Source organism: Nocardia sp. NBC_01377 (assembly GCF_045040005.1).
Classification (GTDB): Bacteria; Actinomycetota; Actinomycetes; order Mycobacteriales; family Mycobacteriaceae; genus Nocardia; species Nocardia noduli.
Map to the genome: position 1 here is coordinate 3,042,972 of NZ_CP109566.1, position 12,389 is coordinate 3,055,360.

Consider the following 12,389-nt stretch of genomic DNA (forward strand, 5'->3'; position numbering starts at 1 on the left):
CGACCCACAGAACTCGGCTCCGGCGCGGACCGGGTGCCGCCGCCCCGCGGACGGCGAGATCGAGTTCGGCACCGATCGCTACCGTTCGGCGGGAAAGTCCGCGGATCGGCTCATGGCCGCCCACCTCTCGGCCTCCGCCGCGCGTTCGACGGACGATTCGCGGGCCATCTCGACGGCGCCGGCGCCGAGGAGAAGTCGTCGTGGGGGATCGTCGGATTCGACGACATCGATGATCACCTCCGCCGCGCGAGCGGGATCGCCCGGCTGCGTGCCGTCGTTGTCGCGCCGGTAGCGGTTGATCTCGCCCACGGTGGACACGTAGTCGGCTCCCACGGCGGGTAACCGCATCGACGAACCCTGCCAGTCGGTGCGAAAGGCTCCAGGCTCGACGATCAGGACCCGCACGCCGAAGGGCCGTACCTCGTTGGCCAGCACCTCCGAGAAGCCCTCCACGGCGAATTTCGCGGATTGGTAGGCGCCCATGCCCGGTGTGCCGCCGACACGTCCGCCGACGGAGGAGAACTGCACGAACCACCCCGAGCGCTGTCGTCGCAGCACGGGCAGTGCGGCGCGGGTGAGGTTGACCACGCCGAAGAAATTCGTTTCGATCTGATTCCGGAAGTCGGTGTCGTCCATCTCCTCGATGGGCGCGCTGTTCGCGTACCCAGCGTTGTTGACCACCACGTCGAGGGCGCCGAATTCGGCAAGGGTGAAGTCGACGGCGGCGCGTGCCGCGTTCGCGTCGGTGACATCGAGTTCGAACGTGCGAACGTTGTCACCGACGAAGGTCAGTTCCTTCGGTCGCCGCGCGGTCGCGACGAGGTTGTCACCGCGCGCGAGGACGGCTCGGGCGAGCTCACGGCCGAACCCTCGTGAGGTTCCGGTGACGAGCCACGTTTTCGCCACAGCTTTCTCCGTTTCGTCGGGCCACCAACCGGTGGTGGCTTGTCCGGGTGTTCCGATCGGGTGTCAGGCCGCGCGCAGCGGACCCGCGAAGGATTTACGCAGGGTGGACGGACCCGCCAGGGGCAGCAGCGCAGCCAGCACCTTGCCTTTGACGGCGCGTGGCGTGCGTGTCGGTTCGACGTCGACGCGGGTGCCCGCCGATTCGCCGCGTGCCAGGAAGACCCAGCCGCCGCCCGCGCCGAAGAGTTTGGAATCCAGGGTCGTGACGGTGACGATGCCCCGGGCCGGATCCCATTCGTAGCGGGCGCGTTCCCAGGCGGCCGCGGTGCCCTCGGTGCCCTCGGTGACCTCGGCCCAGGTCTCGCCGCGGTCGTGAACGACGAAATGGTCGGCGTCGATCGTCGGCCACGTGTCGGCGCGGGTGGGTCCGAAGTCGGTGAGCACCTCGACGACCTCGGCCGGGGACAGGGGCGACACGAGGTGGAAACGGACGGTGGTCATTGCGTGCTCCTCGGAAATGGTGGTCGCGGCCGTGTCGTCGGACCGGGTTGATGTCGTCTGCGGTTCCGGGCGGTGGGTCCGGATGCCTGTCGAGCATCGCTGTTGCGGACACCCCGACGAATCCGTCGGATGACGCCGCGATGACGTATCTTCGCCGCCTGTCGCGGCCGATCGGATGAACGGCTCGGTCATGTCCGGCGTGTCGAGGTCGAGTGCCGGATCGGGCATCGTGCCGGATCAGCCCGCCGAAGATGTGCCGGACAGGGGTCGAACCGGCCGACGACACCGGTGGGCGCGCGGTGACGCCGGATGACGTAGTCACCCGCGGACGTCACCGTCCGTCATCGCCCGCGAGAGGTCGTTGCGGCGTGCCCGGCGGGTCGGGGAGGAGCGCGGCCAGATCGGTCGGTGAGGTGACTCCGAGTTTGGGGAAGATCCGGTGCAGGTGGGTGCTGACGGTGCGGTGCGACAGGAACAGTCGCTGTCCGATCTCCCGGTTCGTCAGGCACTGGGCCGCCAGTCGCGCGATGCTCAATTCGTGCGGAGTCAGCCGTTCGCCCGCGTCGGGGCTTCGGTCCGGGCTGGACTCGCCCGCGCCGCGCAATTCGAGCCGGGCTCGTTCGCTCCAGGCGGCGAAGCCGAGTGCGTCGAACGTCTGCCTGGCGGCGCGCAGCCGGGCGCGGGATTCGACCACCCTGCGCAGCCATTCGCCGTAGGCCAGCTGTAGCCGGGCGCGTTCGGCGGGCCAGCCGGTGAGGTCGGCGGCCAGTGCCGCGGTGAACAATCCCTCGGCGTCCTCGGTGGCGAGCAGGGCACGCGCGTAGCGGAATCCGATGTGCAACGCGGGCGACGGCGTCGTCCTCGTGGTCGGTTCCAGCTCGGCCAACAGCTCCCGCGCGGAGTCGGACTGCCCCCCGCGCACCGCGGCTTCGGTCAGTTCGGCGAGGAAGTACGAGCGCAGCGCGGGTGTGTAGGCGGGATCGGCCGGGTCGTGCATCCGGCGCAATTCGGCGAAGGCGTCGTCGAACCGGCCCTCACCCAGCGCCGCCAGTCCACGCGCCAGAGCGGCGGTGGCCGGCACCGGCCGCGCGCCCGCCGCGAGTCCGATTCGTTCGGCGTCCGCGGCGAGGGTCGCCGACCGCGCGTAGGCGCCGTGCAGCGCGGTGATCTCGGCCCGCACCGCGACAGCGAGCCCGTGCATGAACGGTTGGCCGGTCTCGCGGGCGAGTGCCTCGGCCTCCCGCCGCGACGGGCGCCGCGGCGGCGAGATCGCCGAGGCGCACCGCACTCCACGCCAGCACGGTGAGCGCGCGCGGCAGCGCCCCGAGTCGGCCCCCGGCGCGCAGTCCGGGTGCGGCCGCGGCCGCGAAACGGGCGGCGAGGTCGAACGCGCCGACCTGCAACGCCGCGCTACCGAGGAACCGGCCATCTGGCCGCACTCGACGACCTGCATCGCACCAATATCCGCGGCACCTTCGTCGTCGATCAGCAGGCCGCCCGCCGGGTGCGCCCGGGCGGGGCGATCATCAACTTCTCGACCTCGGTCGTCGGCACCTCGTTCCCGGAATACAGCGCCTACGCCGCCAGCAAGGGTGCGGTGGAGGCGATCACCATGATCCTGGCCCGCGAATAGCGCGGCCGTGACGTGACGGTCAACGCCGTCGCTCCCGGCCCTACCGCCACGGAACTGTTCCTGGACGGGAAGGATGAGCAGACCGTGGCACAACTTGCCGCCGCGGTCCCGCTCGAGCGGCTCGGCACCCCGGCCGATATCGCCGAAGTCGTCGCGTTCCTGGCCGGTCCGGCCGGGCACTGGGTCAACGGCCAGAATATTCGGATCAACGGTGGCCTGGTCCGAGCGGACATCGCGCGGGCTTGTCGCCGTGGATCAGTGGCCCCGCACGTGCGCCAGGACGTCGTCGGCCAGCTCGGGTCGGCAGATGAGCAGGTCCGGCAGGTAGGGGTCGGGGCGGTTGTAGCGCAGCGGCGACCCGTCCAGACGCGAGACGTGCAGTCCCGCGGCCGCCGCGACCGCGACCGGTGCGCAGGAATCCCATTCGTACTGGCCACCGGAATGGGCGTACACGTCGGCGTCACCACGCACGACGGCCATGGCCTTCGCCCCCGCCGACCCCATCGGCACCGTGATCGCACCCAGCGCGTCGACCAGGTGTTTCACCTGCTCGGACTGCCTGCTCCGCGAGACCGCGACCCTGATCGGTCCCGGCCCGGCCACCGGAAGCACGGGAGCCGAGCCGGTATGCAACACCAGCCCGACCGCGGGCAGCGCGACTGCGCCTACGACCGCCACTCCGTCGACCGAGAGGGCGACGTGCACGGCCCAGTCCTGCCTCGGCGGCTCGCCGTATTCGCGGGTCCCGTCGAGTGGATCGACGATCCACACCCGCGACCGGGTGAGGCGAATCGGATCGTCGGGCGCTTCCTCCGACAGCACCGCGTCGTCGGGGCGCTCCACAGCCAGCCGTTCCAGCAGCAACGCGTTGGCGCGCCGGTCGCCGACCTCGCCACCTTCCGCGCGAATATCGCACAGCAATGTCCCGGCCTCACCGGCGAGCGCTGCTGCCAGATCATGATCGTCCACGCGGTTCCTACCGTTCGCTATCGGGATCGAGAACTCCCCACCTGCCGCAGATGGTTCTATCACCCTGTCTGGTCGGCTGTTCGGTGATATGCCCACCGTGGGTGTTCACGTGGCGGATTCACGGGACCGTGGTGACCACTTCGATGCGGACATCGTCATCGACATATCGCGCCGCGGATCGGTGCGGCAAGGCGGCGAGCGCGATCCTGGTCGCTTCGTCGCCGTCGAGATGGTGGTCCTTCTCGGTGTGACGCCAGTGGGACAGGACGACGGTGGTCTGAGGTCGGAGGTGTGCGGCCATGTCCTCGATCGCGAGGGTGAGCGCGTCGGCGGGGAGGTAGTAGGTGACTTCGCTGAGGAGTACGAGGTCGAAGATGTTCTCCCAGTGCCATATTCGGCCCAGGCCCCAGTTCTGGACGTCGACGTTGGGTTGTTCACGGCAGCGGGCGCGGGTCAATTCCACGGCGCGCGGTGCGATGTCGGTCGCTGTCACGTGGTCGCATCGTCGGGCGAGTTCGGTGGTGATGTGTCCGTTGGCGCAGCCGGGTTCGAGCGCGGCCCGATAGTGGGGGTGCGGCAGCATCGCCAGCAGGAGGGTGCGTTTGCGGATCTCGTACCAGTCGGTGTCGAAATTCCAGGGGTCGGGATCTGCCCGGTATCTGGCGTCGAAGAATTCCGGATCGCTGCGGGGACTCATAGCAGTACGACCTCGTCCAAGCCGAGGAGGCGTTCGAGTACATGGGGTGGGAGGACGGCACGGTCGGCCGGATCGGGTGACAGCGGCTCGGTCTGGGTCCGGAAGTGGTCGGCGGCTTCGCGTTTGCGCGCGGCGGTGGTCGGCGGTAGTTCCAGTCGTCGTGCGCGCGGCCAGTCGATGGCGGGGTCGGCGGGAAATGACCAGTGCCACATCCAGATCGGATATTCGATGACGCGGGCGCCACGCCGGCGTGCGGCCGTGATGGCCGCGCGCGCGGTCGCTTCGTGGTCGGGATGTCCGTCGTCGCGTAGCGGTGCGGCCACGGTCGCGCCGACCGTGATCCGCTCGCTCAGCAGGGCGACGAGCCGGTCCTCGTTCTCGCCGACCCGCCCGTCCGGTAGCCCCAGGTAGGTGATGTCATCGATGCCGAGCACCCGGGCGGCCCGCTCGGATTCCTGTCGGCGCACCGCGGCCAGATCGGCCGGTGTGCGGGTGGGAGAGCCGGGGTGGGAGGCCTCGCCGTCGGTGACGGCGATGATCGATACCGAGACGTCGGCGTCGGTGAGGTACGCGGCGAGCGCGCCGACGCCGAGGACTTCGTCGTCGGGATGCGGCGCGATGATCTGCAAAGGCGCCGTGGCGAATTCGGCGGGGTCGACAGTGGGCAGACGCCGGATCCACGGCTGCCACACGTCCAGCGGTGTGCCCGGATCGGAGATCTCGCATTCGGCGAAGCGTCGCCCGCTCATCGAGGACCGACCAGGGATCCGAGGTCGGCGAGATCGTATTCGGCGTGGCTCTGCCGGAGATAGACGGTGAGGTCGGCGACCCGTCGCGCGTGGACGGGGTCCTGTCCCAGCGGTGCCGCGCCGAGCGCGCGTCCGACCCGGTCGATGGTCAGTGTCGCCGCGTCCTCGACGACCGCGCGCACGCGCCTGGCGCGAATCCTGGCCGCGCGCATGTCATCCGGGGCGGCATCGATCTCCGCGGCCGAACAGCCCAGTGCGCAGCGCGCCGCGTACAGGGCGGCGTCGACGGCACCGCGGTGCGCTTCGCGCAGGGGATCCTCGCCGGGGGCGTTCATGAGTTTGTCGGCGACCGCTTCGGCCGCGCCGAACCAGCAGGCGGCGACACCGATCGCGCCGTGCCAGAACCCGGGTCTGGCCACGTAGTCGCCGGGCGCGGCGACCGGCGTCGCGGCGACCCGGTCGAAGTCGACGGTGAACGTCGCCGAACCGCTCATGCCGACGCCGTGCCAGGTGCCGGGGACGACGGTGACACCGGGTTCGGACAGATCGACCGCGAACAGCGCCGCGCCCGCGTCCGTATCGGCGGTCACCAGCGCGTGTGTGCAGATCCCGGCCCCCGAGCACCACATCTTGCGCCCCGACAGCACGGCGATGTCGGCACGTGGAGTCGCCCGCAGTACCGGTGTGGGCGGTTGAGCCGCCCACACGCCCCACACCTGTCCCGGTCGCGGCGGGTCGGCATGCAGTTCGTGGGTGATCGCGCACGCGTCGGCATGTGCTTCGGCCAAGCGGCCGCTGACCACGTCGGCCCGGGCGAGGTCGATCAAGCCCTGCCACCGTGCTTCGGTACGTCCCGAACCGGGCAGCGGCAACCGCGACACCTCGTCGGCGGGAATATCGTGGTGCACAGGTGTTTCGGTCACCGTTCTCCTCACGCGCAGTCGGGCGGCGCGCTCGTCAGGCCGCTCAGGTATCCGGCGAATCCGTCACGAACGCGGTTGCCGAGACGATCCGAGGTCAGGACGGCGGGTTGCTCGGGTCGGGCGATCCGCGCGCCCGCCGCCGCCAGTCGGGCGACGAGGTCGACGTCTTCCCCGTCGCTCATCGGCCGGAAACCGCCGACGCGGTGGTACCAGTCGGCGCGGAATCCGAGATTCGCGCCGTGGACGTGTCCGTGACCGCCCGCGGCGCGGCGGCGGTAGCGGCGCTCGTACTCCGCGCGTACGTGCTCGTCACGTTCGCGCCACCGCACCGCGACGGTGCCGACCGTGACGTCGGCTTCGTCGGTATGCGACAACTGGGCGGTCAGCCAGTCCGAGGGAACCGCCGAGTCGGCGTCGGTGGTCGCGTACCAGAGCCGCTCGAGCCCGCCGTGGCCGAATGCCGAGGCCGCGAAGGCGAAACCCGCCGCACGCGCCGCACCCACATTGCGGGCATCGGTCCAGACACGCGACATCGTCGGTGGTACCAGTCGCGCGGAATCGTCCACGCACGAATCGAGCGCCACCACGACGTGCACCGGGACCGTGACGTCGCCCGCCGCGCGCCTCAACGAGCGCAGGCATCGCGACAGCAGCGATTCCTCGTTGTGGGCGGGGACCACCACCACGACGGCGGTCGGCGCGGCCCGCCGCGCGGGCTCACCGTCGGTGTCGGAGATTTCGACCGGAGATGACATCACCTTCAACCCTTCGGGCACCGCCTTCGACCTGCTTCGAGGACAACGGGGATCTACCCCCGCCCGCCGGGGGCAAACAGCGCGCACACCGCGCCACCCGTCCCGCCGCTATGCCTCGAACAGCAGGTAGAGCCCGGTGAAGGTGAAACCGACCATGAGCAGCATCAAGGTCAGCTGGCCGGTGAGGCGGTGCGAGGGCGGCAGCAGGCGGAGGCAGCGGTCATGGGCGGCGGCGACGCCGAGGATATGGCCGGTGAGCACCGCGAGCACCTTGACCGTGCCGAGCACTGCGGGGTGTGTGGACAGCAGGTAGTCGACATCGCGATCGGCGAGTCCGGCGAGATTCCATCCGCGCTGGAACGGGTCGGCGAACAGGATGGCCGTGGCCTGACCCTTCTCCACCAGGAAGGTGAGATAGTGCGCGACGAGGTATCCGGCGACGATCGGGGTGAGACCGTGGGCGAGCCGGGCGGGCAGCCGCGCTCGCTCGGCCCGGGTGACCCCGCCGGTGGCCCGCGCCGCGAAATGGAAACCGGCGCCGACGATCACGATGAATCCGAGCAGTCCGAGCGTGCGCAGCACGGTCGAGGTGAATTCGCCGCCGCCCGCGTCGGCCAGCAGCGCGCGCCACGACGGGAAGGCCGAGAAACTGTCGAAGGCGGTCGAACCGAGCAGTGTCGCGGCGACGGCGACCGAACCGATTCGCGCGGGGGTGCCCGCCAGGTTGTCCAGCGGTGACCGCAGGACGAATTCGCCGTCGCGGCCACGGCCGATGGCGCTCGATCTGCCCAGCAGTGTGCTGTAGACCTCGAGCGGATCGCAGTATCGCGACCACGCGCTGCCGCAGAGGAGCAATCCGGTCGTGGTCACCACGAGATAGCCCACCAGCCAGGTCGTCACCGCGGCGACCGAGCCGGGGTCGGAGTAGGCCAGTTCGAGCCAGACGAAGGAGAACAGGCCCAGCGCGGCGGGCCATCGGCCCCAGCGTCGCGGACAGCGGAGCAGACCGTGCTCCAGGGGACGACGGGCCAGCCCGTAGACGAGCCGGTGCAACGCGCGCGGTGGGGACAACACCTTCCAGACCGGTCCGAGCAGCAGCGAGGCCACCATGACGCCGACCCACAGGAAGATGTAGAGGACGCCGGGAACAGGGTTGTCGGCGGGATCGGAGGACCCGAAGAACGCGACCGCGAGCACCGCGATCGTTGCGGCCAGCCCGAGCGTGGAGATGGTCGCGCGGACGATCGGCGCGTCGACCACCCGCGTCAGCACCCGGGGCAGCGCGATTCCGGGGCTTCGCGGATCCAGTCGTGGTGCCCGCCACGCGAAGAGCAGGATCGCGAACGAGAACGTCAACGCCCAGGCCGCGCCGACGAGCGCGTAGGACAGGGGTATCGGCAGATCGCTCGCCCCGCCGATCCCGTGGGCCAGAACCGTCATCCGCGCACGAGCAGCGTCACCACCGTGCGGTGGGCGCGATGGAGTTCGAGTTCCACCCTTCCCGGGACATCGACGGTGAAACGGAAACGCTGTCCGGTCGCGGCGACGATCGGGAAGGTGTGTTCCGGGGTTCCGTGCACGTGCAGTTCGTCGGTGGTGTCGCTGTCGACCACGATCTCCACCGGTTGCCCGACCTTCGCCTCACGCCGCTCATCGACCGGACTCACCGAGCCCGCGGCGAGACGCACCTCGACGACGACCGAGGCCGGATCTCCCGGCGCCGTCGCGGTCTTCGACTCGGTTCCCACCGGATCGGCGGCGGCACAGCCCGCGGTCAACAGGCAGCCGAGCAGGACCGTCGCGGCTCGGCGTCGCAGTGTCATCGGAGTTCCTCGTCACGGTCTTCGGCGTCGTCGTGTCGCTCGTCGTCGTGGTCGCCGCGTCGGTCGCGTACGGCGATGAACACCACCACGCCGACCACGAGCAGGGCGGGCAGGAAGGCCGGGATGGCGAGCAGGACCGAATGATCGGCGAGTACGTCGACGTGGTCCTCGCCCGCGTTCATCCGGCGACCGGTTCCGGCGTCCTGACGACGCTGTGCGGATACCGCTCGTTGATCCGGGCGGCACCCCACGACAGCGCCCACACCAGCAGCAGGCTGCACAGCAGCACCAGCAGGCCCGCCGCGGCGAACAGCCAGGACGGATGGTCGAACGAGCGTTCCCGCTGCAAAACGGTGATCTCGGAGACGAACGGACGGGTGAACGTAGTCGACGCCGGGACCTCCTGCGCCCCGATGCCGGGGTCGGCGGCCATGAAGATCGGCAGTGCCGCCTGGAGCCGACCGTCCTGCACGCGCAGCACGGTCTTCCACGAGCCGTGTACCGGAACCGGTTCGGTGGAGACGTAGTGCCCTTCGTCCACCCGGCGCAGGTGGTCGACGACCAGACCGCGACCCGGACTGTCGCCGCCGATCCCGCCCTGCCACGACAGGATCTGGATCCATTCGGGATCGGAGCCGACGAGGTCGCCGGGGGACAGCCTGACATCGGCGAGCACCATCCGCCCGCCCGCCGAAGGTGTTGTGTCGCTGAGCGTTACCGTGGCCTCCGCCTTGTCCGGCACCTCGACGAGCAGCCCGTTGGTGGTGGCCGCGGCCGTGATCAGAACCGCGGCGACAACCAGGGCGCGGCGCACCGGAGGCCGAGGCAGCGGCCGTCCGAGCAATACGTTCGCCAGCAACGCGCCGATCACCCCGCCCGCGATGCCGACCGGCACCGCCATGGCGAGCAGTTCCGGCCACATCGCCGTGGGCCACGGATCGATGAACATCGCGTCTACCCACAGGGATTCGAGCCACAGCCCGATCGTCGCGATACCCAGTCCGCTCACCGCGCCCCACCACAGCGGGCGACGGAACAGCGGTGCGGCAAGCGCCAGCAGTTCCACCACGACGGCCGCGCCCACGTAGAGCGGGAAGACGTTGCGGGGCGTGTCGATGATCGGTCCGCCGACGAGAACCGCGACCACGGTGCGGACCGCGACGGCGAAAGCGACGACGACCAGCGTGCTGAACGGGCCCAGAGTCATGCGCGCGGCGACCAAGGTGATCGACGCGGCGACGACGATCAGCATCGGCTGGAGTACGAGCCGGAACTGCTCGACCCCGAAATCGAATTCGACCTGGAAGACCGACAATCCGATCAGCAGACCGCCGAAGGCGAACCCGCGGATCAGCCACATCGACCGTCCGTCGGGCTGATCCGGTTCGGGCCGGTTGTTCCTGCCCTCGAACTCGAGCAGCAGAACGCCGCCGAGGGACAGTCCCGCGCCGCCGATGAGCATGAGATGCGTTGGGCCCCACAGTGTGACGTCCTGGCCGAACATCCGGTGCCAGATATCGTCGAGCGGGAATCCGATCAGCGCGTAGAGCCCCGCGCCCGCCAGCAGAATTCCGCCGACCGGCGCGTACCAGGTGCGGGTGATGCGCACGGCGGCGGCGCCGGGCTTCTCGTCCAGCGGCAGCACGATCGCCGACATCCCCGCGGTGAAGAGGAAGAACAGCCCGACGAGAATGAAATAGTGCGCCGGATTGGCCAGCGGGCCCGCGTCACGGCCGTTGCCGACATGCAGGCTCACATCCCAGATGAAGCCGAGTAACGCGGTCAGGATCGTCGCCAGGAACATCGTCAGCGGCAGCGCCACCCACCCGGGCCGGTTGAACTTCCGCCCGAGACCGTCCGCGAGTCGCCGCAACCACGTGATCCGCCGGGTGCGGTGCAGATGGCCCACCCACAACAGCGCGATCGCGATCACGCCCGCGCCGCCGGTCATGGCGGCGACCTGATCCAAGGCGGCTCCACCGCCCTCGCCACCCGACTGGGCCAGCCACATCCGGTGCACACCGTCGAGCACAGAAGACCTCCATCGCGAAGCGCAAGTATATGTTACGCAAGGTAGCATGAAAGGCGTGTTTCGCGGCGCTACCCGCATCGTGCTTTCGGCGTACCTGCGTTGACCCGCGCGCACGAGGCGGATACCCGCTATCGTTCGATGAATCATCGGACGCGTCGTTGTCTCGAGACGAGAGTTCTGGCCGCGCAACAAGTTGGTGGACCCTCGCGAGCGCGTGACGAATTCGTGTCCGCCGGGAAAACTTTCCGACTATGCTGGTTGAGCGCGAAAAGAGCGGGTAGAACGCTAATCCAGCCGAAGTTTCATCGGTGAGTGATACGAGTAGCAGAGGCTCACCGCCCAGTATCAGCGAGGGACGCGAATATGCGCGAGACGACCAAGATCACCGCGAACGTAGGCCAGAAGAACGACCCGGTGGTGGTGTGGCCCGATCCCAGCCCTCTGAATAACTGGTGGAAACGGGTCATGGGGCTCGAAACCGAGCGCCCGGACGATACGCGTCAGCACGAACTCGCGCCGGTCGAGCATCGCCTGGCAGGCTGACTTCGGTTCCGAATCGCGAAACATCTTTCGCGGGGCGAACATCGACACCGAGCACCTGGATGTCCGGTGATCACACCGCCGTGGGAGAGCGGTCCAACGAAGCGTGCGCGTACTGTCGGCTATCGCTGCGGACTGTCGGTCGATTGCCGACGTCGCTGTCCATTGTGGCGATGGGTCCTCCTGGAGTGCGGAGTTCGCGTGTCGGTGTGTTCGTGCACCGTGAGCAGCAGGTGATCGAAGCGCGCACGTGTGTGGACCTCCGCGCCTCGGAAGTCGTGAAGTGCCGAGACGAGTCCTTCCGCGAGAGCGCGGAGTTTGGTGTTGGTTTCCTGTGAACGCCAGATCAGCACATCGAAGGCTTGTTCGGCGTTGATGCCATAGATCGCCATCAGCGCGCCTTTGGCCTGTTCGATCACCTCCCGCGCGGCGACGAGGTCGGGCAGTATCTCGTCGATGGTTTCACGGCGTTGGTCGTGGACGTTGTCGGTGACGTCGATGTAGAACCCCGCGGTTCCGACGACCTCGCCGGCGTCGTCGCGCAGTTGATCGCCCACGACCAGCACGTGCCGGGTGATCCCCGCGGTGTCGATGATGCGGTGTCGGCTGCTGAACGGAAGTCCGGTACGGACGACCATGGCGAGGGTATCGGCGACCTTGGCGCGGTCGTCCGGATGTTTATGCGCCAGTAGCAGTTCGGTGGTCGGTCGGGCTTGGCCCGGCCGGTAGCCGTGCAGAGCCGCCACCTGGTCGGACCATTCCCATCGTTGGTCGGCGAACCAGAAACGGTAGCTGCCGGTCAGGCGTCTGGATGGCGGTGCCGTCGGGTTGCGGCCCGCCGCTTCATCGGTGGTCACGACC

15 protein-coding genes and 1 pseudogene are annotated in these 12,389 nt (G+C 69.2%); 3 read left to right on the top strand and 13 right to left on the bottom strand.

Translation table 11 applies throughout. From position 1 onward, the window contains the following. Window positions 1-78: 78 nt before the first annotated feature. From OG225_RS14165 to OG225_RS14175, 3 genes are all read right to left on the bottom strand, one after another. Window positions 79-906 (bottom strand): SDR family NAD(P)-dependent oxidoreductase, encoded by an 828-nt coding sequence (locus OG225_RS14165; RefSeq protein WP_405182085.1) that lies wholly within the window; start codon window positions 904-906, stop codon window positions 79-81. 63 nt (window positions 907-969) lie between these two features. After that, window positions 970-1,407 carry a hypothetical protein gene (locus tag OG225_RS14170; protein WP_405182086.1) on the bottom strand — a complete coding sequence of 146 codons (438 nt, stop codon included), beginning with the start codon at window positions 1,405-1,407 and terminating at the stop codon, window positions 970-972. A gap of 331 nt (window positions 1,408-1,738) precedes the next feature. After that, window positions 1,739-2,608 carry a LuxR C-terminal-related transcriptional regulator gene (locus OG225_RS14175; RefSeq protein WP_405182087.1) on the bottom strand — a complete coding sequence of 290 codons (870 nt, stop codon included), beginning with the start codon at window positions 2,606-2,608 and terminating at the stop codon, window positions 1,739-1,741. Between the two features lie 150 nt (window positions 2,609-2,758). On the opposite strand from OG225_RS14175, the gene OG225_RS14180 reads away from it, so the two are divergent. Next, window positions 2,759-3,040, top strand: coding sequence for an SDR family oxidoreductase (locus OG225_RS14180; protein WP_405182088.1), 282 nt, complete (start codon window positions 2,759-2,761; stop codon window positions 3,038-3,040). Window positions 3,041-3,052: 12 nt separating this feature from the next. Then, window positions 3,053-3,247 (top strand): annotated as a pseudogene (locus OG225_RS14185) (SDR family oxidoreductase); the annotation flags it as partial. Between the two features lie 48 nt (window positions 3,248-3,295). Here the strand turns inward: OG225_RS14185 and OG225_RS14190 are convergent. From OG225_RS14190 to OG225_RS14230, 9 genes are all read right to left on the bottom strand, one after another. Continuing rightward, entirely contained in the window at window positions 3,296-4,009 is a 714-nt protein-coding gene (locus OG225_RS14190) for an inositol monophosphatase family protein (RefSeq protein ID WP_405182089.1), read from the bottom strand. A gap of 118 nt (window positions 4,010-4,127) precedes the next feature. Then, complete coding sequence (locus tag OG225_RS14195; RefSeq protein WP_405182090.1) at window positions 4,128-4,706, bottom strand: class I SAM-dependent methyltransferase; 579 nt, start codon at window positions 4,704-4,706, stop codon at window positions 4,128-4,130. Beyond that, entirely contained in the window at window positions 4,703-5,455 is a 753-nt protein-coding gene (locus tag OG225_RS14200) for a PIG-L deacetylase family protein (protein WP_405182091.1), read from the bottom strand. The genes OG225_RS14195 and OG225_RS14200 overlap by 4 nt, the downstream gene beginning before the upstream one ends. Next, window positions 5,452-6,378, bottom strand: a complete 927-nt coding sequence (locus OG225_RS14205) for an acyl-CoA dehydrogenase family protein (RefSeq protein ID WP_405182092.1) — start codon at window positions 6,376-6,378, stop codon at window positions 5,452-5,454. The genes OG225_RS14200 and OG225_RS14205 overlap by 4 nt, the downstream gene beginning before the upstream one ends. Before the next feature lie 8 nt (window positions 6,379-6,386). After that, window positions 6,387-7,133, bottom strand: a complete 747-nt coding sequence (locus tag OG225_RS14210) for a glycosyltransferase (RefSeq protein ID WP_405182093.1) — start codon at window positions 7,131-7,133, stop codon at window positions 6,387-6,389. Window positions 7,134-7,241: 108 nt separating this feature from the next. Further along, window positions 7,242-8,573 (bottom strand): hypothetical protein, encoded by a 1,332-nt coding sequence (locus OG225_RS14215; protein ID WP_405182094.1) that lies wholly within the window; start codon window positions 8,571-8,573, stop codon window positions 7,242-7,244. Next, window positions 8,570-8,956, bottom strand: a complete 387-nt coding sequence (locus OG225_RS14220; RefSeq protein WP_405182095.1) for a hypothetical protein — start codon at window positions 8,954-8,956, stop codon at window positions 8,570-8,572. Before OG225_RS14220 ends, OG225_RS14215 begins: the two co-directional genes overlap by 4 nt. Beyond that, window positions 8,953-9,138, bottom strand: a complete 186-nt coding sequence (locus OG225_RS14225; RefSeq protein ID WP_405182096.1) for a hypothetical protein — start codon at window positions 9,136-9,138, stop codon at window positions 8,953-8,955. Before OG225_RS14225 ends, OG225_RS14220 begins: the two co-directional genes overlap by 4 nt. After that, window positions 9,135-10,967 (bottom strand): hypothetical protein, encoded by a 1,833-nt coding sequence (locus tag OG225_RS14230; RefSeq protein ID WP_405183266.1) that lies wholly within the window; start codon window positions 10,965-10,967, stop codon window positions 9,135-9,137. Before OG225_RS14230 ends, OG225_RS14225 begins: the two co-directional genes overlap by 4 nt. Window positions 10,968-11,351: 384 nt before the next feature. On the opposite strand from OG225_RS14230, the gene OG225_RS14235 reads away from it, so the two are divergent. After that, window positions 11,352-11,531 carry a hypothetical protein gene (locus tag OG225_RS14235; protein WP_405182097.1) on the top strand — a complete coding sequence of 60 codons (180 nt, stop codon included), beginning with the start codon at window positions 11,352-11,354 and terminating at the stop codon, window positions 11,529-11,531. Window positions 11,532-11,650: 119 nt separating this feature from the next. Here the strand turns inward: OG225_RS14235 and OG225_RS14240 are convergent, their stop codons facing one another. Beyond that, window positions 11,651-12,385 carry a PAS and ANTAR domain-containing protein gene (locus OG225_RS14240; protein ID WP_405182098.1) on the bottom strand — a complete coding sequence of 245 codons (735 nt, stop codon included), beginning with the start codon at window positions 12,383-12,385 and terminating at the stop codon, window positions 11,651-11,653. Window positions 12,386-12,389: the final 4 nt, after the last annotated feature.